This window comes from Ruegeria sp. BI12 (assembly GCF_056537985.1).
The window spans coordinates 172,054-197,700 of sequence record NZ_JBQFSL010000001.1; the positions used below are offsets into that span (position 1 = coordinate 172,054).

Below are 25,647 nucleotides of genomic sequence, written 5' to 3' on the forward strand. Positions count from 1 at the left end.
GGAGCCAGCCCGTGAGCGATTCCGACCCCGCACCCAGCCTATACGCCGCACGAGAACCCATTTTTCCGCGGCGCGTGTCCGGGCCGTTCCGAAATCTGAAATGGATCATTCTCGCGGTTACGTTGGGAATCTACTACATCACCCCGTGGATCAGATGGGATCGGGGGCCCAGCTTGCCGGATCAGGCGGTGTTGTTGGATCTGGCAAACCGCCGGTTCTATTTCTTCTGGATCGAAATCTGGCCACATGAATTCTACTTTGTCGCCGGTCTGTTGATCATGGCGGGCTTGGGTTTGTTCCTGTTCACCTCAGCGCTGGGGCGCGTTTGGTGCGGCTATGCTTGTCCGCAGACGGTATGGACCGATCTGTTTATCCTTGTAGAGCGTTGGATCGAAGGAGATCGAAATGCCCGTTTGCGACTGCATCGGCAAAAGAAGCTGGATCTTCGCAAGGCGCGTTTGCGGCTGACCAAATGGGTCGCGTGGCTTCTGATCGGTCTGGCGACCGGCGGCGCTTGGGTGTTCTACTTCGCTGATGCGCCGACGTTGGCACGCGATCTTGTAACCGGTAACGCTCATCCAATCGCTTACACGACGATACTGATTTTGACCGGCACGACCTTTCTGTTCGGTGGGTTCGCGCGCGAACAGATTTGTATCTATGCCTGCCCGTGGCCGCGCATTCAGGCCGCTATGATGGACGAAGATACCTTGGTCGTCGGGTATCGCGAATGGCGTGGTGAGCCGCGCGGCAAGGGCAAACGGACTGCAGATTCCGAGCTTGGGGACTGCATCGATTGCATGGCCTGCGTCAATGTTTGCCCGGTCGGGATCGACATTCGCGATGGGCAGCAGTTGGAATGTATCACTTGTGCGCTGTGTATTGACGCCTGTGACGACATGATGGCCAAGATCGGCAAACCACGTGGTCTGATCGACTATATGGCGCTGAGTGACGAAACGCATGAACGGGCAGGGCAACCACCCAAGAATGTCTGGAAACACATTCTGCGGCCCAGAACCATCATGTACACGGCCCTGTGGTCACTGGTCGGCTTTGGGTTGCTGTTTGCCCTGTTCATTCGGTCCGACATCGAAGTTACTGTGGCACCGGTGCGCAATCCGACCTTTGTCACCCTGTCCGATGGCACGATCCGCAATACTTATGACGTGCGCTTGCGGAACAAACATGGCGAGGAACGGCTGTTCAAGCTGTCTCTGTCTGGTGATCCGGCAATGCGCATCGTGATCGAGGGCACCGCGCTTGATACAGTGAATGTGACGGCAGATACTGCCCAGTTAGAGCGTGTGTATATAATAGCCTCGAAAGACACGGACCCGGCAGCTGCTGGCGCGACGCCGGTTAGGATCTGGATCGAAGACCTTGAAAGCGGCGAACGTGCTTACAAGGATACGACGTTCAATGGACGAGGAAACTGACATGGCCGAGCGTCAATTTACCGGAAAGCACTTTCTGGCGATCTTTGTCGCCGCCTTCGGCGTGATCATATCGGTGAACCTTTTGTTGGCCTACAACGCCGTCAAAACCTTTCCGGGGCTCGAGGTCAAGAACTCCTACGTCGCCAGTCAGGAGTTCAACGACCGCCTGAAAGTGCAACAGGCCCTGGGTTGGGAAATCCGGGCCGAGACCAAAGGTGGTCTGCTGATCTTGCACATCAACGACCAAACGGGGGCGCCGGTCCAGGTGGCCGAGTTGCAGGCGGTTGTCGGCCGGGCGACGCATGTGAAAGAGGATTTCACGCCGGACTTCACTTTCGATGGCATCGCTTACTCCGCACCGGCGGCTTTGGGTAAAGGGAACTGGAATATCCGTCTAGTGGCCAAAGACAGCAGCGGTGCCGAATTTGCGCAACGGGTTCCGTTGTATGTGAAAGGGTAGGGAATGACCGCTCAGCTCAGCTCAGGTACGGCGGCGTGTCCCGGTTGCATTGCAGCTCCGGCGGAACCGGCGCGCCCCATTCCCGAGGATGTGCAGATAGCCTTGTCCTTGCCCGGCATTCACTGTTCGGCCTGTATTGCGAATGTTGAACGCGCGCTGAACGCCCATCCGGGGGTCGATGATGCACGGGTCAATCTGACCCTCAAACGTGCGATGATCAAAGCGGCGCCTGAGACGCATGCCGCCGACCTGATCCCGGTTTTGGAGCGCGCGGGGTACGAGGCGCATGAGCTGGACCCGGGCGCTTTGTCGGCCACCCAATCAGACAAGGCCGGGCGCGATTTGTTGATGCGACTGGCGGTAGCCGGGTTTGCATCGATGAACGTAATGTTGTTGTCGGTATCGGTCTGGTCTGGGGCTACCGACGCGACGCGGGACATGTTCCACTGGATCTCGGCGGCCATCGCGCTGCCTGCAATTGCGTTCTCGGCGCAACCCTTCTTTGCAAATGCCTGGAGCGCTCTGCGCGTCCGTCGATTGAACATGGATGTGCCGATCGTACTGGCGATCCTGTTGGCACTGGTCACATCGCTGTGGGAAACCGCGTTGAGTGGCAAACATGCCTATTTCGACGCGGCCTTGACGCTGACGTTTTTCCTGCTGGCCGGGCGGTACCTGGATTACCGAACCCGCGCTGCGGCGCGATCTGCAGCAGAAGAGCTGACAGCCTTGGAAGTACCGCGCGCCATTCGTCTGGTGGATGGCGTTGAAGAAGAGGTTTCCGTTGCAACACTTGCTGTCGGTGATCTGGTCCTTGTTCGGCCCGGTGGGCGGATGCCGGTGGATGGTGAAATCGTTTCAGGCAAATCGGAACTCGACAGGTCATTGCTGACAGGTGAGACTTTGCCTGCCTTTGCCGAAGCCGGACTTGCTGTCAGCGCAGGTGAAGTCAACCTGACGGGCCCGCTGACGGTCCGGACGACGGCGGTAGGCGAGGATACGTCCCTACACCGCATGGCGGATCTTGTGGCCATCGCTGAATCTGGTCGATCCCGGTACACGTCGCTGGCCGACAAGGCAGCCAAGCTTTACGCGCCGGGGGTTCATATCCTGTCTGCGCTCAGTTTCCTCGGTTGGTACATCTATTCGGGCGATATTCGAACCGCGCTGAACATCGCCGCGGCGGTTTTGATCATCACCTGCCCCTGTGCGCTTGGGCTGGCAGTGCCTGCGGTGACCACTGCGGCCTCGGGGCGGCTGTTCCGCAAGGGGATGCTGATTAAACATGCCACGGCGCTGGAACGTCTTGCCGAGGTCGATACGGTTGTTTTCGACAAAACAGGGACGCTAACCTCTGGAACACCGGAACTGACCAATCTTGCGGATCATTCGCGCGGCAATCTCGAAGTTGCGCTGGCACTGGCCGAGGCGTCTTCGCACCCATTGTCGGTGTCGCTTGCCAAATCCGCCAAAGAGGCCGGGATCGAACCTGCCAAACTCGAGGATGTGGTTGAGGTTCCGGGGTATGGGACCGAAGGAACCTACCGGGGACAGTCCGTGCGCCTTGGGCGCGCCGGTTGGACTGGCGCAACTGAGGGTGATCAGACGGCAGCCTGGTTGGCAGTCGCGGGTCAGGCACCGGTTGCGTTTCTATTCTCGGATTCGCTGCGCGCAGGCGCGGCTGACGCTGTCCATGCGTTCCGTGAAGCCGGAAAGAGTGTTGTTCTGATTTCGGGCGATACGCGGGGCGCGGTTCAATCGCTGGCCGACAAGCTTGGAATTGAATCATGGATTGCAGAAGCGCTGCCTCAGGATAAGGCCACCCATGTGCAGGACCTCAGCGACCGGGGCCGCCATGTCCTGATGGTCGGTGACGGGCTGAACGATACCGCGGCGCTTGCAGCGGCGCATGTGTCGATTTCGCCCGCCTCAGCATTGGATGCGGCGCGGGTGGCCTCTGACATCGTGCTGCTGGGTAACGACCTTTCGCCGATTGCAGATGCCTGTGACACGGCCGTCAAAGCGACGAAAAGGATTCGCGAGAACTTTCGGATTGCCACAGTTTATAATATCATCGCGGTGCCCCTGGCCGTTGCCGGGCTTGCCACGCCTTTGATCGCGGCCTTGGCGATGTCGACCTCGTCTATTACCGTGTCCCTGAACGCCCTGCGCCTGAGGTAGTTGATATGGAAGTTCTGGCCTATCTTATACCGATTTCCCTGTTTTTGGGCGGGGTTGGCCTTGTGGCGTTTATCTACACGGTTCGGTCAAATCAGTATGAAGATCCAGAAGGAGACGCCCGGCGCATCCTGAGCGATGAATGGGATGATAAGCCCAAGCCCTGAGCGCCCTTGAAATTGCCGCAATGCCCGGTTATGTCCGGCCCATCCGCTAGCAGAGAGAACCAAGCCAAATGGCAACTATGAATCCGATCCAGTTCATTCAGCAAGTCCGTGCCGAAGTTTCCAAGGTCGTCTGGCCGACCCGGCGCGAGGTTCTGCTGACCACGGTCATGGTGTTCATCATGGCAGCGCTGACTGCTGTGTTCTTTGCGTTGGTCGATCTGGGCATTCGCGGCGGGCTGCAGGTGATCCTGGGCGCGTTCGGCTAACCGGGTTCGGGGCGGTGCGGAAACGCGACTGCCCCCTTGCACAGCACGCGATGTCAGAGTAGTTGACACGGTACTATTCGGAACGGGCGTACGGCGATTCGGGCTGTGCGCCGCTTTTTATTCCGGGTGACGTGACAGATTTTCAATGACGGATGTGTCCGGCAAACAGGACGCTCCGAAGGCAAACAAGGACGACAGGTTCATGGCGAAACGGTGGTACTCGGTCAGCGTTCTTTCGAACTTCGAAAAGAAGATCGCAGAGCAGATCCGCACGTCCGTGGCTGAACAGGGCCTTGAGGACGATATCGACGAAGTACTGGTGCCCACTGAAGAAGTGATCGAAGTACGCCGAGGCAAGAAGGTCACGACGGAACGTCGCTTCATGCCCGGTTACGTGCTGGTGCACATGGAAATGTCGGATCAGGGCTATCACCTGATCAACTCGATCAACCGCGTTACCGGCTTTCTGGGCCCTCAGGGTCGCCCGATGCCGATGCGCGATGCCGAGGTGAACCAGATCCTCAACCGCGTTCAGGAAGGCGAAGAAGCACCCAAGCTGATGATCAGCTTCGAGGTGGGCGAGAAGGTCAAGGTCAACGACGGCCCGTTCGAGGATTTCGACGGTATGGTCGAAGGCGTAGACGACGAGGCGCAGAAGCTGAAGGTCTCGGTCTCGATCTTTGGCCGCGAAACCCCGGTCGAACTGGACTTCACTCAGGTTACGAAGCAGAGCTAAAGAGCTTTGCTGCTAAATTTGAAACGCCGCGTGTCATAGACCACGCGGCGTTTTTTGTTGTTCCGCTGTCATCGTAGCTTTTTTAGCGACTTATTGTGCCTGTACCATAGCTGCGCGCAGGAGTTGCGGGCGGTCTGATTGGGACGGTAAGAAAACTGCCTGCGATCCGGCATCCAGCGCGGTCAGGCTTGCATCGTACCACTGCATCGCAAGATCGCGGCGTTCCTGAACACCGAAGCCTTCGCGCAGATGGTGGCCAATCAGTTCTCCGTAAGCAGGTTCACCCATTGCGACCAGCATCAATGCCGATCCAACGGCCGCATCCATGTTGTCTTGAAGGTAACCCATCGCCAGACAGACTTTGCTTGTCGCCGCAAGATCTTCGGGGCTCAGCCCGGAATCCAGTGCAAGCTTGCGCATCTGAGTTTCCGCGTCCGTTTTGGAAGTTAGGGACAGCGAAACAACCTGCGGAGCCAGCATTTCACCAAACGAGTCGCATTGAGCTGCGATTTGATCCGGTGTCAGTCCTTGGATGTCCTGCATCAGGTCCTCTCCGCGGGACATCGCATAACTGCGGGCAAGGCAGAACTGTTCGCTGAGTGCAAAACTGGGATCAGACATATTGGCCAAAGTCGTGTAGCCGCCGTTGGTCGAGGTTTGAAGCATCACCGCACTGCAGCGATTGGCGAGCGACGGGCCTGCCGTGCCGCCAGAGAATAACGTAGGCAGGGTTGCGGATGGGGCTTCGGCAACGTCCGTCGCGGGTTCGGCCTCTTGCGAGGTTGCGACGGGGGCAGCAGGAGCAGGTGCCGGGGGCTGAGCAGCAGCAGCCAAAGCGGTGCCGCTATGCACGTGTTGACGGTAGGCCAACAAAAGCGGCTGGCCGGACAGTTGAGTTGTCGCCTGTCCGCCGCTTGTCGCCCAATAGTATGCCTGCATCAGGAAATCGCGCTGATAGGGCTGAAAATCATAGCCATTGATCGGGTAGCCCATTGAAACCTGGTAACGTTCGATTGCTGACCGGGTGCCACGACCGACCTGACCATCAACCCGTCCGGCATTGTAACCGAAGTAGTTGAGCGCCGTCTGGGTTTGCGCGCCCTGCGTCGTCGACGGTATGCCCTGTCGGTAAGTCCGAGTCGACCGCGTTGTTCTCTGGGCTTTTTTCTTCTGCTGGTCCTGGCCGATCGCGTAACCCAGGACCCCACCAACGACAGCACCGCCGAGGAAGTCACCAGCGTCGGCTCTCGCCACTTTGGGAGCTGCCGCGGCAAAGGACAGGGCGATGCCGAACGTGACTATCCAACGAAAAAACATAACTTACCTCCAAAACAAAACACCTGAATTCGCGAAGTATAGCACATTCATCACGCAACGCGGACTTTGACATCGTTGCGAAGCTTGAAACCCTTTCTTTTAGCGATTGATTGGCGGACTTTAGCTTACTCCCGAATGTGAGCGGGAAGGCCAGAGGTGGCACGCTCGACGACATAAGCGGCATGGAAGGCAAAAGCTGGAAGCTGAAGGGTGGGTTGCTTCTATGACAGAGAAACTACCTGATGGTTACGGCCGGCCGGGAATCAGTTCTTGTTGTTGAAGAACTGTCAGAATGTCGAGAATCGTAGAAGGGCTGACATCAACCGATCCGTCCAGAAAGACACCAAAACCGCCCTCCCCAATCTCGCGCGGGCCGCCTTTTTCGTACACCGGATCGAGTGAAGCAAGTTCTGCAGGCAATTCCGGGCATAAAGGGGTTTCTTTGAGCACAAGATCCACAGCTGCCAGCATAAGCTCTTTAACGGACTCGAGTGTGCCGTCTTCTAAGACCTGTTCACGCTGCACTTCTGGCGCCGTAAGCGTGAGATCAATTAGCTTGATGTAGGCACAGTTATCGCGCACTTCGACAGTCGCCTCGGTGGACATATTTGCCAAAATAGCATTCTTTTCGTTGCCCCGTTGAAAGTTGCGTTCGCCGGTACGGCTACATTCGAAGATCGTTATGGTTACTTCGCCGTCTAGATCAATTGCATCGGCCTTGGCCTCAAAACTCAAGTCATCAAGTCTGACTTGCAGACCGCAATTGTCGACTATCGCATTGTTAGCCAGTCTTTCCGGCACAATTTTTTGTATTTCCCGAAGATCGAGCAGCGCCCCAACGCCGATCCGCGTAGTGTCAACGGCAGACAGGTTCAGATTTAACGTGTAGGGTAACTCCGTCTCGCGAACTGGCAATGTCGCGTCAATGACAAAGTCCACCTGTTGTGCGTAAGGGGGCCGGGCACCCAGACCGGCTGCCATTAAGACCGGGATAATTAACCAAAGTCTCATTCAGCAAACTCCAATACGCCAAGCTCCTTAAGCCCTCCGAGGACTTTGACAATTGTCTCCGCGCTGACGTCAGCCGATCCGACAACAGCAGCTCCCATCCCGCCGGGTGCGATCTCGCGTGTGCCGCCGGACTCATAAATCGGGTCGAGCACACTGAATTCCTCGGGCAATGGTGGGCAGACGGGGTGGCTGGCCAAAAACTCTCCACCTTTTTCCAGTACGGCCTCGTTGATGCGATTGGTCAGACCGAAGAGATTGCTGACGCCTCCGATGAAACCGCGCGGGCTAAGGTCAACACTTTCGATGCTGAATGTAAGGCACTGGCCTTCGACTTTCGCTTTGGCGACCGCAACGGCATCCACGGTTGCCCCAAAATAGCGAATGCCGGGTTCTTCCTGTCGCGTACACCTCGTAAACTGCGCGCGAGCTGACCCCTCGACTTTTACCGTGTCGTTTATTGCGGTGACGTCTCGGATCTCGAGATAAATCTGACGTTTGCAGCTTTCTTCCAAGGGGCCCGTTAATATCTGCGGTGCTTTGTCCTGCAATCCGCGCAAGTCCATGAAGGCCCGCAATCGCAAGCGGGTGGGGCTAGATTCCTCAAGGCCGCCATAGACAGTGAAGGGAACGGGGATATCGCGCAGAGGAACTTCTTTGGTCAGTTTGATCTGAAACCGGCCGGCGTACGTTGCGGGATCAATTCCTGTCGTCGTGGACGAAGAAGCACTGCCGGACACGTCTGTTTGGGCTGCCGCATCGGGCGTCGTGTCCTGATCCTGAGCCTTGCTGCCACATCCAGGCAGCAAAACAAAAATAATACCAATAAGTAATCCCTTGTTCAGTCGAGATGATGCCATCCCTGACCACCTCTTTTATGACCAAGTTTTGACAAGATACCCGCCTGCGCCTCGTAAGCAACTTTTGTATTCAAATAAGTTGTTCTGTCCTGCAATTCGAAACAGCCACTGTGAACTGATAAGGGTGCGATCAGGCGACTAAGAATAGGGCGTCAGCCACTTGCCAACCCCTGCGTTCCACTGTACATGCCGCCTCTATCGTCTTCGGGCGAGATTCTCTCGTGGGAGGTTGCTGGGATCGCGATCCCGGATCGGACCACGCAACATAAAACCGGGTGGAACGCGTTTCACCTACGTTGAAAGGAAAACCAAATGGCCAAGAAGCTTGCTGGTACAATGAAACTGCAGGTTCCTGCAGGTCAGGCGAACCCGTCGCCGCCAGTTGGTCCGGCGCTGGGTCAGCGCGGCATCAACATCATGGAATTCTGCAAGGCGTTCAACGCCAAGACCGCAGACATGGAGCCCGGCGCTCCGTGCCCGACCGTGATCACCTACTATCAGGACAAGTCCTTCACCATGGACATCAAGACGCCGCCCGCGTCTTACTACCTGAAAAAAGCAGCTGGTCTGAAGCCGGTTGGCAAACGTAACCGCCCCCGTGGCGCGGAAAACCCAGGTCGTGAGACTGTGGCAACCGTGACCTCGAAGCAGGTTCGTGAAATCGCCGAAGCCAAAATGAAAGATCTGAACGCCAACGACGTCGAAGGCGCAATGCAGATCATCCTGGGCTCGGCCCGCTCTATGGGCATCGAGGTGAAGTAAGATGGCAAAACTTGGTAAACGCACCCGCGCTGCGCGCGAAGCCGTCGCTGGCAAGGAAAACCTGTCGGTGGACGAAGCAGTTGCCCTGGTCAAAGCCAACGCAACTTCGAAATTCGACGAGACCATCGAAATCGCTCTGAACCTGGGCGTTGACACCCGTCACGCAGACCAGATGGTTCGCGGCGTTGTTGGCCTGCCGAACGGCACCGGTAAAGCGATGCGCGTTGCTGTATTTGCTCGTGGCCCCAAGGCTGACGAAGCGAAAGAAGCAGGTGCAGATATCGTTGGCGCAGAAGACCTGATGGAAACCATTCAGGGCGGCACCATCGAATTCGATCGCTGCATTGCAACCCCTGACATGATGCCCATCGTTGGCCGTCTGGGTAAAGTTCTTGGCCCGCGCAACCTGATGCCGAACCCCAAAGTTGGCACCGTGACCATGGACGTGAAAGCGGCCGTGGAAGCAGCCAAAGGTGGTGAAGTTCAGTTCAAAGCTGAAAAAGGTGGCGTAGTTCACGCCGGTGTTGGCAAAGCGTCGTTCGACGAAGCCAAGCTGGTCGAAAACGTCCGTGCCTTCATCTCGGCTGTCGCCAAGGCCAAGCCGTCGGGCGCCAAAGGCACCTACATGAAGAAAATCGCGCTGAGCTCGACCATGGGCCCGGGCGTGACACTGGATGTTGCTGCCGCGTCGGGCGAGTAAGCCCAAGCCTACAGTCTAAGATTATTGAACCCGGGTGGTGCGAACTGCCCGGGTTTTCCTTTTTTTCGTGCAACGTTACCGTTGAACTTTGCATTGAAACGGACACCAAGTTCTGAGATTGCAGTTGTGATGGTTCCGATCGCCAAATGGGACCAGCGCAGCCATCTGGCAGATCGAGGTCACTTTGAACAGTTTCAATGACATTCTGTTTCTTGTTCGGACTCAAGGATTTGGGGAATTGCCCCGTCTTCTGGCCAAGCATTTGTCCGACGCGGGTGCGCAGGTTGCCGTTGTTGTTGATGAGCGTGAGGGGCCAGCGAATTGTGCGCCTTATCCCAAGTTAAGCCTGGACGAAAAGGCGCTGGCCGCGCTGGGCCTGACCGGACTGCCAGAGAATTGGGGCTGGCTCTGTGGTGACATGTGTTACTACGTAGCGGCTGCCACGATGCCCGGTTTTTCCCGTTATGTGTTGATCGAATCCGACGTATTTCTGCCCGCCTTGGCGGTAGAACCCTTAATCGAAAGGTTGGTTGCGCATCCGGCGCAGGTGATGGCGGCGCAGTTGGGTTTGGCAGCGAAGCCCAAACGATATTCCCGAGGGTTGCAGCATTTTGGGATTGATCCGAAGTGGGGGTGCATATTCCCCCTCACTTCAGTTCAGAGCGAAGTGATTGAGGCCATGAGAGACCTGCGACTGGCGCAATTGAAACGATTGCCCGACGCAATGTTGAACGATGAAGGCATTCTCGCAGGTGTCGTGGCCAAACATGGGTTCAGCTACGCGGCGTTAGAAGATGTCGTGCCAGCGCATGTCAGCGCGGAAACGTTCAACACCAACCCACCGCATTTGTTTGAAGCACTGCGGGACGACGGGCAGGAGCGTCGGGTTTTTCATCCTGTCGTAGAATTTCATACGGTATTGAGCAGGTTGGCGAACGGCGAAAAAGCATACACCCGCCGTCGGCTTCGCAACGTGATCCGAACAGCTCCTGAGGATTTGCGGCAAGAGCTGCTGCGGCGGCTCTAAACCATTGCTGATTCCACAGCCGTACCGTTTAGGGACTGGCGCGTAATATACTGTTGGCCAAACTGCTAAATATAGGCGCGCAGCACACCCGCCTCATGCGCGCTGATTGTAGGGATTGCGGTGTGTTGAAACGCAACGCTGACATCCAAGATCGACGGGAATAGCGCAAGAATTTCCGATCGCTGCGGCGACGAAAGCGCGTACTTAGCATTGTCACCGAAGTAGTAGCTTTCCGTCAGTGCGCCGTTGGACCGAACAATGTGATGCCGGTCGAACATAAAATGGGTGTAGGTGATGCGATCCGTCTGACGGATTGAAATCCCGGGAAGGCCACACAGGTGCTTGGCGGCCACGAACACTTCGGACGATCCAAAAAGCATGTCAGTGGCCGGAGAGCCAATCAGAATCCGATGCTGTTGCGACACCAAAAGCTCTTTGGTGTTCCCGATGGCCCCCGCCTCGATCACCACCGGGGCAAATGGACCATGGCCATGAACCTCGGTCGTTCCAATCCAAAGGATCGGTTGAAATCCGCCGTCCCGGGTCCAGACAAGCTGGCCTTTTTTCAGGTCCTGAACCGCGACCGCGCCTTCGGCGGTTTCGATCAGAGTACCTGGTCCAAAACAGGTGACATATTCGGCATAGGCCGACGACCCGGCATTCGACCCGCCGATTTTGACATAGGACGTTCCGCTGTCCAAAGGAGCAGATGTAGCAAATCCCCAGACGTCCTGGGTAATCCCGTTCTGCGAGAAAACATAGATGGTGATCTCTGGCCCGATCGGGTTCAGATCGTCATCCAGCGCGCGCACCGTGATCATGGACTCGGATTCGACCAGAGTGCCGTTTGTTACAATGCCGCCGCCATCTGTGATGATGTGGCCTGTTGGCTGGTCATCGTCGAATACGTCAGGGCTGCCACTGGTATCATCCAATGTGATGGTGGTTCCGGTGCCGCCTGAATAGGTAAAGATGGTGCCGTCCGGTGTGTCCGAGTTGTTGATTATCGAGCCCTCGACCGCGATATCATTCGCGTCAGCCGTATCCGGGACGAAAACGGCGACCAGGCTGGAGCTGTCCTGAGCAAAAAAACTGCGGAGAACCATATAAGTGACTTACTTTCTGTGCAGCGGTTGCTGTCGGCCTAAAATGACAAAGGCCGCGCGGAATACGGTTCGGGATAACGTTTTTTAGGGTGGTTCGGTCAACTAAGATTTGCGCGATGTCACTCACAATCCTGTCATTCGGACGGGACCGCCATCCCCTTTCAAGGGTGTTGGAACGTGATCCGAAGGCGATCACCCAGCCTTTGCCGTCGATCTCTTTCAAACTCGCTGCAGTCGTGGTCGACGCGCCACAATGCAAGCCAGTCTTTCAACAGACGTCCGCGGATACAATAATCCAGGATTTCGACGTTGACGGGGTGCCGGTAGAGGCGAAAGAACATGTCTTTGTTTCTTTTGAGGACGCCGCTTCGGTCGACGTCTGATGCGTCGCCACTCCGAAAAATATCCGACTTCAGAAAGTCGACGATATCATAGATCGCCAGCTTGTCGCGGGCCTCGGTAAAGTCCAGACCAATCGTTTTCCCTTGTCCCACAATCAGGTTCTGTCCGTGAAAATCGCCATGTGAAAACACGCGCAGGTCTTCGGTGCCCTTAAGGCGGGTCCCCTCGTCGAGCATCACTTTCACCATAGCCCGGCTTTGGTTCGCGATTTCGTTGGGGACGGCCGCTATCAGTTCTTTCAAGCTGTCCGTCATCCACCTGGGTCGGAAAGGGTAACGTGTGGGCGGGAAACGACTGTGGAGATCGTTCAGCCACGACCCCGCGCGACGGTACACCTGGGCGACCTGATCATCGTCGTTGCTGTTATAGATCAAATCTACGGCGGTCGGCCGTTTGATATATTCGGTCACCAGAAAAGCACCACTTGGCGAGAGGTAAACGGGTCGGACAACGCGCGAAGTCTCATTGCCCTCAAAAAAACGATACAGTTCGACGAGCAGCTCATATTCATTCCGCAACCGATTTGTGTCTGGCGATTCAGTGTCGATCTTCAGCGCGAAAGCCTGCGCCGTGGTATGCAGGATCACGACGGATCGCGAGTCTGCAAATGCGTGCGACCGGTAAACGCATTCATAGCGTCGGATGGGTTCTTTCAGGAACCGGTTTGAAAACTCCTCGATAAACAAGGTGACGCGGGCGTCTTCTTCGTCTGTGAGGGGCAGTATTCCAGCCAACGGGCCAAGTCCTGAGTGTCAATTTCCGGTTCCCGGACAGGATAGCAGTGCGGTTTCCGTGTCAACGGAAAGTCGGTGCTAGAAACCGCGCCATAGGGCATTTGTGCGTTGTTTTCCGCAATTCGGCGCTTATGTTTGTGCTAAGCGCTGGGCAGGTTAAAATTGTTTTCAACAGATGCCGTTGCGGACCCGCAGAATCCGCAATTTACCTCTTGGAAACCGGCGGTATCTGCCCTAAGTAAGGCTACGAAGTAAAGCGTGCGATTCGTCGTGCGCTTTATTTTGTTTCGTCCAAGACGGTGGGTGGTGCCATGTGGCCCCTTAATTCCCTGCCTGAGACGGGTAAGACCAAAGAATTCTGAGGGTCCAACCCTCGGGCGCATTTTGGCCAATCCCGTAACAACGGACCTGAACGCCGGAGCGAAAGCTGCGGCAAATATGAGCCGGGGTGAGATATCGCCCCAAACTTGGAGAGAACTGTGGATAGAGCCCAGAAAGAGAAAGTGGTCGAGGAACTCGGCCAAATCTTCGAAAGCTCTGGCGTCGTAGTGGTTTCGCACTATGCCGGTCTGACAGTTGCCGAGATGCAGGACCTTCGCGCACGTGCTCGTGACGCGGGTGGCTCCGTGCGTGTTGCCAAGAACAGGCTCGCCAAAATCGCCCTTGAGGGTAAGCCGTGTGAAAGCATGGCCGACCTGCTGACAGGGATGACCGTTCTGACTTATTCCGAGGACCCTGTGGCAGCAGCCAAAGTGGCCCAGGACTACGCCAAAGAGAACCAAAAGTTCGAAATTCTTGGCGGTGCAATGGGTGAGAACGCTCTGGATCGTGCCGGCGTTGAAGCCGTGTCGAAAATGCCTTCGCGCGAGGAGCTTATTGCTACTATCGCGGGCATGCTTGGCGCACCTGCTTCGAACATCGCTGGCGCAATTGGCGCACCTGCAAGCAATATCGCAAGCATCCTTTCCACCATCGAAGAGAAGGCGGAAGCTGCGTAAGCGGTTGGCACTGAATGATCTGCGTAGGGAAAAATCCCTGACGTTGGAACACACACTGTAAACGGAAAGAGCTGATAAAATGGCTGATCTGAAAGCACTCGCAGAAAGCATCGTGGGTCTGACCCTGCTGGAAGCACAAGAACTGAAAACCATCCTCAAAGACGAATATGGCATCGAGCCCGCAGCTGGCGGCGCAGTTGTCATGGCAGCCGGTGGCGACGCCGGTGGCGCAGCTGAGGAAGAAAAAACCGAATTCGACGTCGTTCTGAAGAACGCCGGCGCATCGAAAATCAACGTCATCAAAGAAGTTCGCGGCATCACCGGCCTGGGCCTGAAAGAAGCCAAGGAACTGGTCGAAGCCGGCGGCAAGATCAAAGAAGGCGTGGACAAAGCAGAAGCAGAAGACATCAAAGGCAAGCTGGAAGCAGCTGGCGCCGAAGTCGAGCTGGCCTAAGCTTAGTCTCTGGTGCATCGCTGATGTACCGAAAAATTTGGCTGGGTCCGGAGAAATCCGGGTCCAGCCGAACCTGTCTTAGAAAGGGCCTCATGGGGTGGGGCGTTTTCTAAGACGCGGTTCTTGGATCGGGAGGCTGCCTTCGGGACGGTGGCCATGAATTGATCCGGACGTGTCGTCTCGAATGTGCAAGATGCCGGGGCCCGACGGTGTCTTTGCCCGCTGAGAACATCGAAAGGTGACATCTGACATGGCTCAAACGTTCCTTGGCCAGAAACGTCTTCGTAAATATTACGGCAAAATCCGCGAAGTGCTGGAGATGCCGAACCTCATTGAGGTGCAGAAATCTTCTTATGATCTTTTCCTGCGCTCCGGCGATGCAGAGCAGCCCACTGACGGCGAAGGCATCAAGGGCGTGTTCCAATCGGTTTTCCCGATCAAGGATTTCAACGAAACTTCCGTTCTGGAGTTCGTGAAATACGATCTGGAAAAACCCAAATATGACGTCGAAGAGTGCATGCAGCGCGACATGACCTACAGCGCGCCGCTGAAGGTCACTCTGCGTCTGATCGTGTTTGATGTCGATGAGGACACCGGCGCGAAATCGGTTAAAGACATCAAAGAACAGGACGTGTTCATGGGCGATATGCCCCTGATGACGCCGAACGGGACGTTCATCGTGAACGGCACCGAGCGTGTGATCGTGTCCCAGATGCACCGTTCGCCTGGTGTGTTCTTTGACCACGACAAGGGCAAGACCCACTCTTCGGGCAAACTGCTGTTTGCCTGCCGCATCATCCCGTATCGCGGCAGCTGGCTGGACTTTGAGTTCGACGCCAAAGACATTGTTTTTGCCCGTATCGACCGTCGCCGCAAACTGCCTGTTACTACCCTGCTCTATGCGCTGGGCCTGGATCAGGAAGCAATCATGGATGCGTATTACAACACCGTGTCCTACAAGCTGGACAAGAAGAAAGGCTGGATTGCGCCCTTCTTCCCCGAGCGTGTACGGGGTACCCGCCCGACCTATGATCTGATTGACGCAAAATCAGGTGAAGTGATTGCCGAAGCGGGCAAGAAAGTCACCCCGCGCGCGGTTAAGAAACTGATCGACGAAGGTGTTGTCACCAATCTGCTGGTTCCGTTCGATCACATCGTTGGTAAGTTTGTCGCCAAGGACATCATCAACGAGGAAACCGGTGCGATCTATGTCGAAGCCGGCGATGAACTGACGCTGGAATACGACAAGGACGGCGATCTGATCGGCGGCACTGTAAAAGAGCTGATTGATGCAGGCGTAACCGATATCCCAGTTCTGGACATCGATAACGTCAATGTCGGCCCTTACATGCGTAATACCATGGCGCAGGACAAGAACATGGGCCGCGACACCGCGTTGATGGACATCTACCGCGTCATGCGCCCGGGCGAGCCGCCCACCGTCGAAGCGGCCTCAGCTCTGTTCGACACGCTGTTCTTCGACAGCGAGCGTTATGACCTGTCCGCGGTTGGCCGTGTGAAGATGAACATGCGTCTGGCCCTGGATGCGCCGGATACGCTGCGCACCCTGCGCCGCGAAGACATCGTGGCCTGCATCAAGGCGCTGGTCGAACTGCGTGACGGCAAAGGTGACATCGACGACATCGATCACCTGGGCAACCGTCGTGTGCGTTCTGTCGGCGAACTGATGGAAAACCAGTACCGCGTTGGCCTGCTGCGCATGGAGCGCGCGATCAAAGAGCGTATGTCGTCGGTCGAGATCGACACCGTCATGCCGCAGGACCTGATCAACGCGAAACCGGCTGCTGCTGCTGTTCGGGAATTCTTCGGCTCGTCGCAGTTGTCGCAGTTCATGGACCAGACCAACCCGCTGTCGGAAGTCACCCACAAACGCCGTCTCTCGGCGCTTGGCCCCGGTGGTCTGACACGTGAGCGTGCGGGCTTTGAGGTGCGCGACGTGCACCCGACCCACTATGGCCGGATGTGCCCGATTGAAACGCCGGAAGGCCCGAACATCGGTCTGATCAACTCGCTGGCTACCTTTGCCCGCGTGAACAAGTATGGCTTCATCGAAACACCCTACCGCGTCGTCAAAGACGCTGAGGTGACCGATGAGGTTCACTACATGTCCGCGACCGAGGAAATGCGTCACACCGTGGCGCAGGCGAACGCGACACTGGATGCGGATGGCAAGTTCATCAACGATCTGGTTTCGACCCGTCAGTCGGGCGACTACACTCTTGCCCCGCGCGAGAATGTGGACCTGATCGACGTGAGCCCGAAACAGTTGGTTTCGGTCGCTGCATCGCTGATCCCGTTCCTTGAAAATGACGACGCCAACCGGGCTCTGATGGGTTCGAACATGCAACGTCAGGCGGTTCCGCTGCTGCGCGCTGAGGCGCCGCTGGTCGGCACCGGGATCGAGGAAAAGGTCGCAATCGACTCAGGCGCTGCGATTCAGGCGAAACGCGCCGGTATCATCGACCAGGTCGATGCCCAGCGTATCGTTATCCGCGCTACTGAAGATCTGGAACTGGGCGATGCTGGCGTTGACATCTACCGTCTGCGCAAGTTCCAGCGTTCGAACCAGAACACCTGCATCAACCAGCGTCCGCTGGTCAAAGTGGGTGACACGGTTGGCAAAGGCGAAGTGATTGCCGATGGCCCGTCCACCGATATCGGTGAACTGGCTCTGGGTAAGAACGTCGTCGTCGCGTTCATGCCCTGGAACGGTTACAACTACGAAGACTCGATCCTGATCTCGGAACGTATCGCGCGTGACGACGTCTTTACCTCGGTCCATATCGAGGAATTCGAAGTCGCCGCCCGTGATACAAAGCTGGGTCCGGAAGAGATCACCCGCGACATTCCGAACGTCGGTGAAGAAGCGCTGCGCAACCTCGACGAGGCAGGCATCGTTTACATCGGTGCGGATGTTGAGCCGGGCGATATTCTGGTCGGCAAGATCACTCCGAAGGGCGAAAGCCCGATGACCCCGGAAGAAAAGCTGCTGCGCGCCATCTTTGGTGAAAAAGCATCTGACGTGCGTGACACCTCGCTGCGCGTTAAACCGGGCGATTACGGTACGGTCGTGGAAGTCCGCGTCTTCAACCGTCACGGTGTCGAGAAAGACGAGCGTGCGCTGCAGATCGAGCGTGAGGAAGTCGAACGTCTGGCCCGTGACCGGGACGACGAGTTGGCGATCCTTGACCGCAACATCTATGCGCGTTTGCAAGGTTTGATCCTGGGTAAAACCGCTGTCAAAGGCCCGAAAGGTGTCAAGGCAGGATCGGTAATCACCGAGGACCTGCTGGAAATGCTGACCCGTGGTCAGTGGTGGCAGCTGGCGCTGGAAGACGAGCAGGATGCACAGATCGTTGAAGCTCTGAACGAGCAGTACGAAGTGCAAAAGCGCGCTCTGGATGCCCGTTTCGAGGACAAGGTCGAGAAAGTCCGCCGTGGCGACGACCTGCCGCCGGGCGTGATGAAGATGGTCAAAGTCTTCATCGCCGTTAAGCGTAAGCTTCAGCCGGGCGACAAGATGGCTGGTCGTCACGGGAACAAAGGTGTGATCTCCAAGGTTGTTCCGATGGAAGACATGCCGTTCCTGGCCGATGGTACGCCGGTCGACTTCTGTCTGAACCCGCTGGGTGTGCCTTCGCGTATGAACGTTGGTCAGATCCTTGAAACCCACATGGGTTGGGCCGCACGCGGTCTGGGTCTGAACATCGATGACGCACTGGGTGAATACCGTCGCTCCGGCGATCTGACCCCGGTTCGCGAAGCGATGAAGCTGGCCTATGGCGAAAATGTCTATGAAGAAGGCATTGCCGGCATGGACGAAGGTCATCTGATCGAGGCCGCGGGCAACGTGACCCGTGGTGTTCCGATTGCGACCCCAGTCTTTGACGGTGCCAAAGAGGCTGACGTCAACGACGCGCTGGTGCGTGCGGGCTTCTCGGAAAGCGGTCAGTCGATCCTGTTCGACGGCCGTACCGGTGAGCAGTTCGCACGTCCGGTGACCGTGGGCATAAAGTACCTGCTGAAACTGCACCACCTGGTGGACGACAAAATCCACGCGCGTTCGACTGGGCCGTACAGCCTGGTTACCCAGCAGCCGCTGGGTGGTAAGGCGCAGTTCGGTGGTCAGCGCTTTGGTGAGATGGAGGTCTGGGCTCTGGAAGCTTACGGCGCCGCCTACACCCTGCAGGAGATGCTCACCGTTAAATCGGATGACGTCGCCGGCCGGACCAAGGTCTATGAGTCGATCGTCAAGGGCGAGGATAACTTTGAAGCGGGCGTACCGGAATCGTTCAACGTTCTGGTTAAAGAAGTCCGTGGCCTCGGCCTGAATATGGAACTCCTGGATGCGGAGGTTGAGGAGTAAGGGCCTCGGCCCTTCCTCCCGTCCCCCCTTCCGCAAAATTTGAGGTATCAAAATGAACCAGGAAATCACCAACAACCCGTTCAACCCGCTGACACCGCCGAAAGTCTTTGACGAGATCAAGGTTTCGCTGGCCAGCCCTGAACGGATCCTGTCTTGGTCCTATGGTGAGATCAAGAAGCCCGAAACCATCAACTACCGGACGTTCAAACCCGAGCGTGACGGTCTGTTCTGCGCGCGTATCTTTGGCCCGATCAAAGATTACGAATGTCTGTGCGGCAAATATAAGCGGATGAAGTATCGCGGCGTTGTCTGCGAGAAATGCGGTGTGGAAGTCACCCTGCAGAAAGTCCGCCGTGAGCGTATGGGCCACATCGAACTGGCCGCGCCCGTTGCACATATCTGGTTCCTGAAATCGCTGCCGTCCCGCATCGGTCTGATGCTGGATATGACTCTGCGTGATCTGGAACGCGTTCTGTACTTTGAAAACTACGTCGTCATCGAGCCCGGTCTGACTGACCTGACCTACGGCCAGATGCTGACCGAAGAAGAGTACATGGATGCGCAGGATGCCTATGGCATGGACGCGTTCACCGCGAATATCGGTGCCGAAGCCATCCGTGAGATGCTGGCCCAGATCGACTTGGAAGCCGAAGCCGAGCAGCTGCGCGCGGATCTGGCCGAAGCCACCGGTGAACTGAAGCCCAAGAAGATCATCAAGCGTCTGAAAGTTGTCGAATCCTTCCTCGAGTCGGGCAACCGGCCTGAGTGGATGGTGATGACCGTGATCCCGGTCATTCCGCCGGAACTGCGTCCGCTGGTTCCGCTGGATGGTGGCCGTTTCGCGACTTCAGATCTGAACGACCTGTATCGCCGCGTCATCAACCGGAACAACCGTCTGAAGCGTCTGATCGAACTGCGCGCGCCTGACATCATCGTCCGCAACGAAAAGCGGATGCTGCAGGAATCCGTGGACGCTCTGTTCGACAATGGCCGTCGTGGCCGCGTGATCACCGGCGCAAACAAGCGCCCGCTGAAATCGCTGTCGGACATGCTGAAAGGTAAGCAGGGTCGCTTCCGTCAGAACCTTCTGGGTAAGCGCGTCGACTTCTCGGGCCGTTCGGTCATTGTGACCGGCCCCGAGCTGAAGCTGCACCAGTGTGGTCTGCCCAAGAAGATGGCGCTGGAGCTGTTCAAGCCGTTCATCTACTCGCGCCTTGAAGCCAAGGGTCTGTCTTCGACCGTGAAGCAGGCGAAGAAACTGGTCGAGAAAGAGCGTCCCGAAGTGTGGGATATCCTCGACGAGGTGATCCGCGAACACCCTGTCATGCTGAACCGTGCGCCGACGCTGCACCGTTTGGGCATTCAGGCGTTCGAGCCGGTTCTGATCGAAGGTAAAGCGATCCAGCTGCACCCGCTGGTCTGTTCGGCCTTTAACGCCGACTTCGACGGTGACCAGATGGCCGTTCACGTCCCACTGAGCCTTGAAGCCCAGTTGGAAGCGCGTGTTCTGATGATGTCGACGAACAACGTTCTGTCGCCTGCAAACGGCGCACCGATCATCGTTCCGTCGCAGGATATGATCCTGGGTCTGTATTATGTGACCCTGGAACGCGAAGGCATGCCGGGCGAAGGCAAAGTGTTCGGTTCGATCGACGAAGTTCAGCACGCGCTGGATTCCGGCGAAGTGCACCTGCACACCAAGATCACCGCGCGGATCACGCAGATCGACGACGAAGGCAACGAAGTTCAGAAGCGTTTCGAGACAACTCCGGGCCGTCTGCGTCTGGGTGCCTTGCTGCCAATGAACAACAAGGCCCCGTTCGAGCTGGTCAACCGCCTGCTGCGGAAGAAAGAGGTGCAGCAGGTCATCGACACCGTCTACCGTTACTGCGGTCAGAAAGAGTCGGTTATCTTCTGTGACCAGATCATGTCGATGGGCTTCAAAGAAGCGTTCAAGGCGGGCATCTCGTTCGGTAAGGACGACATGGTCATTCCGGATGACAAGTGGGGCATCGTCGATGACACCCGCGGTCAGGTGAAGGACTTTGAGCAGCAGTACATGGACGGCCTGATCACTCAGGGCGAAAAGTACAACAAAGTTGTCGATGCCTGGTCGAAGTGTAACGACCGCGTCACGGATGCGATGATGAGCACCATCTCGGACGTCGCCAAGGCCGAAGACGGGTCAGATCAAGAGCCGAACTCAGTCTACATGATGGCCCACTCCGGCGCGCGTGGCTCGGTCACCCAGATGAAGCAGCTGGGCGGTATGCGTGGCCTGATGGCCAAGCCGAACGGTGACATCATCGAGACGCCGATCATCTCGAACTTTAAAGAAGGTCTGACCGTTCTCGAGTACTTCAACTCGACCCACGGTGCCCGTAAGGGTCTGTCGGATACCGCTTTGAAGACGGCGAACTCGGGTTACCTGACCCGTCGTCTGGTGGACGTCGCACAGGACTGCATCGTTCGTGAGATCGATTGTGGCACCGAGCGTGCGATCACTGCCGAAGCAGCCGTGAACGACGGTGAGGTTGTCGCTTCGTTGGCCGAACGTGTGTTGGGCCGTGTCTCTGCCGATGACGTTCTGCGTCCGGGCACGGACGAGGTTTTGGTCGCCGCTGGTCAGTTGATCGACGAGCGTATGGCTGACACCATTGATGAAGCCGGTGTTGCGTCTATGCGCATCCGCTCGCCTCTGACCTGTGAGTCCGAGGAAGGCGTTTGTGCCACCTGCTACGGTCGTGACCTTGCACGCGGTACCATGGTGAACACAGGCGAGGCTGTTGGCATTATCGCCGCGCAGTCCATCGGTGAACCGGGTACGCAGCTGACAATGCGGACCTTCCACATCGGTGGTGTTGCGCAGGGTGGTCAGCAGTCGTTCCAGGAAGCCAGCCAGGACGGTGTCGTTTCCTTCGAGAACCCGCAGATTCTGGTCAACTCGGCAGGCGAAAGCCTGGTGATGGGCCGGAACATGAAGCTGGTGATCAAGGACGAGCACGGCGAAGAGCGTGCCAGCCACAAACTGGGCTATGGTTCCAAGCTGTTCGTCAAGGATGGCGCATCCGTCGCTCGTGGCGACAAGCTGTTCGAATGGGATCCTTACACCCTGCCGATCATCGCCGAGAAGGCCGGTACTGCGAAATACGTTGACCTTGTTTCGGGCATCGCTGTCCGCGATGAGACCGACGATGCAACCGGTATGACCCAGAAAATCGTGATCGACTGGCGCGCGGCCCCCAAAGGCAGCGACCTCAAGCCCGAGATCATTCTGGTCGGTGAAGATGGCGAGCCGGTCCGCAACGATGCGGGCAACCCGGTTCACTATCCGATGTCTGTGGACGCGATTCTGTCGGTCGAAGACGGTCAGAAGATCGAAGCTGGTGAAGTTGTCGCGCGTATTCCGCGTGAAGGTGCCAAGACCAAGGACATCACCGGTGGTCTGCCGCGTGTGGCCGAACTGTTCGAAGCCCGTCGTCCGAAAGATCACGCGATCATCGCAGAAGCCGATGGTTACGTGCGCTTTGGCCGCGACTACAAGAACAAGCGCCGCATCAGCATCGAACCGGCGGACGAGTCCATGGAGACCATCGAGTACATGGTGCCCAAGGGCAAGCACATCCCGGTCGCCGAAGGGGACTTCATCCAGAAGGGTGAATACCTGATGGACGGTAACCCGGCTCCGCATGACATCCTGTCCATCATGGGTGTCGAAGCGCTGGCGGATTACATGATCGACGAAGTGCAGGACGTCTATCGTCTGCAGGGCGTGAAGATCAACGACAAGCATATCGAGGTCATCGTGCGCCAGATGCTGCAGAAGTGGGAGATCCTGGATTCAGGCGACACCACCCTGCTGAAAGGCGAACATGTCGACAAGCAGGAGTTCGACGCGGCCAACGAGAAGACCATCGCCCGCGGTGGTCGTCCGGCACAGGGCGAGCCGATCCTCTTGGGGATCACCAAAGCTTCGCTGCAGACGCGTTCGTTCATCTCGGCGGCCTCGTTCCAGGAAACCACCCGCGTGCTGACCGAAGCTTCGGTTCAGGGCAAGAAGGACAAACTGGTTGGCCTGAAAGAGAACGTCATCGTTGGTCGTCTGATCCCCGCCGGTACCGGTGGTGCGACTCAGGCCGTACGTCAGGTTGCGCAAGGCCGCGATAACGTCGTTATCGAAGCCCGCCGGGAAGAGGCCGAAGCGGCCGCTGCCCTGGCTGCACCGGTCATGGACGACGATCTGGTTGGCGACGAGCTGGACGTTCTGGTGGAAACTCCGGAAAGCCGCGAGTAAGCGCCTTAACAACCAAACGATCAGGCCCCGCGATTTCGCGGGGCCTTTTCTTTTGCCCCCCGTGTGCTCTTGTTCGAACGTGGTACAATCGAACAAGCTCGGCAAAGATACCCAAGGAACGCACGATGCCAACCATCAAGGGTGATTTGATACAGCTTGCGTTGGATGGTGAATTCGATGTCATCGTCCACGGCTGTAATTGCTTTCATGCGATGGGCGCCGGGATCGCCAGGGTGATTGCGGCGCACTTCCCCGACGCGCTCGAAGCTGACAAGCGGACGGAGTATGGGGCGCGTTCAAAGCTTGGAACGATTTCTTCAGCGCAGATCACGCGAGGTGCGACTGATCTCGTGGTGGTCAATGCCTATACTCAATTTCATTGGGGCGGGTCGGGGCCTCTTGTGGATTACGATGCGATTTCGGGTTGTTTTTCGACGATTGCAGACACCTATCCCACATCCCGCATCGGTTATCCGATGATTGGCGCAGGTCTTGCCGGAGGGGACTGGACCGAAATCGCGCAACGCATAAACGTTGCCTGTGCAGGCATGGACCACACTCTGGTTATCTTCCCCAACTGACCGACAGGTCCGTAGTTCATATTGACATCTCTCAAGGACTTACGGCCAATGATCCGTGTTTCTTTTGAGTATTGGATTCTGCTACTATGACCCCAAATGTGAAGGGCGCGATGCTGATGATGGGCAGCATGGCCGCCTTTACCTTGAATGACGCGTTGATCAAAGTTGCAGGGGCAGAGGTGCCGCTGTTTCAGATGGTTGCGATCCGCGGCGTTGTAGCAACGTTTCTGGTGTTTCTGATGGCGCGTCATCTGGGGGCATTGCACCTGAACTTCCCGTGTCACGACAAGTGGCTTGTCGCGGCACGCTGCGTCGCCGAGCTGTCGGCTACCTTCTTCTTTTTGACAGCACTTCTGCACATGCCGCTGGCCAATGTGACGGCGGTTCTGCAGGCCCTGCCTCTGACTGTGACGCTGGGGGCCGTTTTGTTCTTTGGTGAGCATATAGGCTGGCGTCGCATACTGGCGATCGGGATGGGTTTCGTCGGAATGTTGTTGATTGTAAGGCCGGGGCCTGATGGGTTCAGTCTTTACGCGATTTACGCCCTGATTGCCGTTGCTTCTGTCACTGCGCGCGATCTGATTACTCGACGCATGTCCAGCCACGTTCCCTCATTGGCAGTCACCTTGGCGACTTCGCTGTCCATTACGATAGCCGCAGGGATTGCAACTGCAGTTTCCGGATGGGAACCAGTTCCCATCGGCGCGGGTCTGATGGTGGCATCTGCGGCTGTCTTTGTGCTGACGGGATATCTGTGCAGCGTCATGGTCATGCGCGAAGGGGACGTCGGATTTATCGCACCGTTCCGGTATTCAAGCCTGATCTGGGCATTGGGTCTGGGTTGGGTCATTTTTGGCGATTGGCCAGATACGATTACGATGATGGGCGCTGTTCTGGTCGTGGGTGCGGGTCTATTCACCTTATTCCGGGAACGTCAGTCTCAGCCGTCAGAGTGAACCCGCCTTACCATGTCCTGTTCAATGGCAAATCGCGCGATGAACTCACCCTCTTGTTCCGTCGTCAGTGGGGGCAATTCGGTTTTGTTGGCGCGGGCGTGAGGTGAGTCGTTGAAATTGTTCAGTGTTCGCACCCACATGGGCGCGTCGGGATAGCTGATCACCGGCATGAAGCGACCGACTTTATGATGGGTGAAGCTCATGATCGTGTGTTTGCAGCCGCCGGCGATATACATTCCCAGTCCGACGCCCAAAAGGGATCTGAACGCTTGCGTGGCATGAATGCCCTCCGGCCCGAACCGTGCCAGAAATCCGCTGTTAAAATCCAGTCCGACTGTACGGTTATTCTGGATTAGCCCCTTCGCGTCGACCGCGGCAAGGCGCAGCCGTTCGACAAAATCGACCGAGACGGCGTCATCGTCGTCATGCCGGAACTGAATGCAGGGCCGGTCCGGGTCGGTGCGAGCGCTGTGCAGAACATCTTTTACAACAGGGCGGTGCCGGGCCAGGGCGCGTTTGACAATACGGATCTGCCTGATGCCCGAGGTAAGATCATAGAGCCGGTCCATCGACGCCTTGGGAAGGCACTCACCGATCAGAACGAACAGCTCAAAGTCTTCGTCTGTCTGTTCCCGAAAGCAGGGCAGGGTGGTGGCTTCGAACAGACGAAACCGTTCTTCCAGGCGTTCCGGGCTATACAGATACTGGCGTCTTTCCTCGACGGTGTCGTGTTCAACCTGATAGCCGCCGATTGCGGGATAGGAAAAGCGGCACAGGCCGATGACTTGCATGTTTTGTCCGTCGCAATATTTCAC

The 25,647-nt window shown here is 57.0% G+C and carries 21 protein-coding genes; 15 read left to right on the top strand and 6 right to left on the bottom strand.

What is annotated here, in order from left to right:
• The first annotated feature begins 11 nt into the window (after positions 1–11).
• From ccoG to nusG, 6 genes are all read left to right on the top strand, one after another.
• Positions 12–1,439 (top strand): cytochrome c oxidase accessory protein CcoG, encoded by a 1,428-nt coding sequence (gene ccoG / locus ACR0AK_RS00900; RefSeq protein ID WP_480792075.1) that lies wholly within the window; start codon positions 12–14, stop codon positions 1,437–1,439.
• Position 1,440: 1 nt separating this feature from the next.
• Entirely contained in the window at positions 1,441–1,899 is a 459-nt protein-coding gene (locus ACR0AK_RS00905) for a FixH family protein (RefSeq protein WP_170563761.1), read from the top strand.
• Positions 1,900–1,902: 3 nt separating this feature from the next.
• On the top strand, positions 1,903–4,080 hold the full coding sequence (locus ACR0AK_RS00910) for a heavy metal translocating P-type ATPase (protein WP_480792076.1): 2,178 nt from the start codon (positions 1,903–1,905) through the stop codon (positions 4,078–4,080).
• Between the two features lie 5 nt (positions 4,081–4,085).
• The gene (gene ccoS / locus ACR0AK_RS00915; protein ID WP_170417043.1) at positions 4,086–4,244 is read left to right on the top strand and encodes a cbb3-type cytochrome oxidase assembly protein CcoS; all 159 of its coding nucleotides are present in this window, start codon (positions 4,086–4,088) and stop codon (positions 4,242–4,244) included.
• Positions 4,245–4,312: 68 nt separating this feature from the next.
• Positions 4,313–4,510: a preprotein translocase subunit SecE gene (secE, locus tag ACR0AK_RS00920; protein WP_170563297.1), complete on the top strand. Its 198-nt coding sequence runs from the start codon at positions 4,313–4,315 to the stop codon at positions 4,508–4,510.
• 202 nt (positions 4,511–4,712) lie between these two features.
• Positions 4,713–5,246 (top strand): transcription termination/antitermination protein NusG, encoded by a 534-nt coding sequence (gene nusG / locus ACR0AK_RS00925; RefSeq protein WP_008758130.1) that lies wholly within the window; start codon positions 4,713–4,715, stop codon positions 5,244–5,246.
• Positions 5,247–5,336: 90 nt separating this feature from the next.
• Here nusG and ACR0AK_RS00930 read toward each other — a convergent pair whose 3' ends face one another.
• The 3 genes from ACR0AK_RS00930 to ACR0AK_RS00940 form a co-directional block, all read right to left on the bottom strand.
• A complete protein-coding gene (locus ACR0AK_RS00930; protein WP_480792077.1) occupies positions 5,337–6,563 on the bottom strand; it encodes a peptidoglycan-binding domain-containing protein in 1,227 nt (408 codons plus the stop codon).
• 246 nt (positions 6,564–6,809) lie between these two features.
• Entirely contained in the window at positions 6,810–7,574 is a 765-nt protein-coding gene (locus ACR0AK_RS00935) for a hypothetical protein (RefSeq protein ID WP_480792078.1), read from the bottom strand.
• The gene (locus tag ACR0AK_RS00940; RefSeq protein ID WP_480792079.1) at positions 7,571–8,431 is read right to left on the bottom strand and encodes a hypothetical protein; all 861 of its coding nucleotides are present in this window, start codon (positions 8,429–8,431) and stop codon (positions 7,571–7,573) included. The genes ACR0AK_RS00935 and ACR0AK_RS00940 overlap by 4 nt, the downstream gene beginning before the upstream one ends.
• A 312-nt stretch (positions 8,432–8,743) precedes the next feature.
• Between ACR0AK_RS00940 and rplK the strand changes: the two genes are divergently transcribed.
• The 3 genes from rplK (at position 8,744) to ACR0AK_RS00955 (ending at position 10,920) form a co-directional block, all read left to right on the top strand.
• Complete coding sequence (gene rplK / locus ACR0AK_RS00945) at positions 8,744–9,193, top strand: 50S ribosomal protein L11 (RefSeq protein ID WP_010440985.1); 450 nt, start codon at positions 8,744–8,746, stop codon at positions 9,191–9,193.
• A gap of 1 nt (position 9,194) precedes the next feature.
• Positions 9,195–9,893 (top strand): 50S ribosomal protein L1, encoded by a 699-nt coding sequence (gene rplA, locus ACR0AK_RS00950; RefSeq protein WP_170563288.1) that lies wholly within the window; start codon positions 9,195–9,197, stop codon positions 9,891–9,893.
• Between the two features lie 238 nt (positions 9,894–10,131).
• Positions 10,132–10,920, top strand: coding sequence for a hypothetical protein (locus ACR0AK_RS00955; RefSeq protein WP_480792080.1), 789 nt, complete (start codon positions 10,132–10,134; stop codon positions 10,918–10,920).
• Positions 10,921–10,985: 65 nt separating this feature from the next.
• Here ACR0AK_RS00955 and ACR0AK_RS00960 read toward each other — a convergent pair whose 3' ends face one another.
• Together ACR0AK_RS00960 and ACR0AK_RS00965 are read right to left on the bottom strand one after the other, a co-directional pair.
• Positions 10,986–12,026: a Hint domain-containing protein gene (locus tag ACR0AK_RS00960; protein ID WP_480792081.1), complete on the bottom strand. Its 1,041-nt coding sequence runs from the start codon at positions 12,024–12,026 to the stop codon at positions 10,986–10,988.
• Between the two features lie 161 nt (positions 12,027–12,187).
• A complete protein-coding gene (locus tag ACR0AK_RS00965; protein ID WP_480792082.1) occupies positions 12,188–13,162 on the bottom strand; it encodes a phosphotransferase in 975 nt (324 codons plus the stop codon).
• Between the two features lie 479 nt (positions 13,163–13,641).
• Between ACR0AK_RS00965 and rplJ the strand changes: the two genes are divergently transcribed.
• From rplJ to ACR0AK_RS00995, 6 genes are all read left to right on the top strand, one after another.
• The gene (rplJ, locus tag ACR0AK_RS00970; protein WP_058279825.1) at positions 13,642–14,160 is read left to right on the top strand and encodes a 50S ribosomal protein L10; all 519 of its coding nucleotides are present in this window, start codon (positions 13,642–13,644) and stop codon (positions 14,158–14,160) included.
• A gap of 79 nt (positions 14,161–14,239) precedes the next feature.
• Positions 14,240–14,614 carry a 50S ribosomal protein L7/L12 gene (gene rplL, locus ACR0AK_RS00975; RefSeq protein WP_008559766.1) on the top strand — a complete coding sequence of 125 codons (375 nt, stop codon included), beginning with the start codon at positions 14,240–14,242 and terminating at the stop codon, positions 14,612–14,614.
• A 250-nt stretch (positions 14,615–14,864) separates the two neighbouring features.
• Positions 14,865–19,001, top strand: a complete 4,137-nt coding sequence (gene rpoB, locus ACR0AK_RS00980; RefSeq protein WP_480792083.1) for a DNA-directed RNA polymerase subunit beta — start codon at positions 14,865–14,867, stop codon at positions 18,999–19,001.
• Between the two features lie 52 nt (positions 19,002–19,053).
• Complete coding sequence (gene rpoC / locus ACR0AK_RS00985) at positions 19,054–23,295, top strand: DNA-directed RNA polymerase subunit beta' (RefSeq protein ID WP_480792084.1); 4,242 nt, start codon at positions 19,054–19,056, stop codon at positions 23,293–23,295.
• Between the two features lie 125 nt (positions 23,296–23,420).
• Positions 23,421–23,876: a macro domain-containing protein gene (locus ACR0AK_RS00990; RefSeq protein WP_480792085.1), complete on the top strand. Its 456-nt coding sequence runs from the start codon at positions 23,421–23,423 to the stop codon at positions 23,874–23,876.
• A gap of 86 nt (positions 23,877–23,962) precedes the next feature.
• On the top strand, positions 23,963–24,832 hold the full coding sequence (locus ACR0AK_RS00995) for a DMT family transporter (protein WP_480792086.1): 870 nt from the start codon (positions 23,963–23,965) through the stop codon (positions 24,830–24,832).
• Here the strand turns inward: ACR0AK_RS00995 and ACR0AK_RS01000 are convergent.
• Entirely contained in the window at positions 24,817–25,623 is an 807-nt protein-coding gene (locus ACR0AK_RS01000) for a putative rhamnosyl transferase (RefSeq protein WP_480793623.1), read from the bottom strand. The genes ACR0AK_RS00995 and ACR0AK_RS01000 overlap by 16 nt on opposite strands.
• Positions 25,624–25,647: the final 24 nt, after the last annotated feature.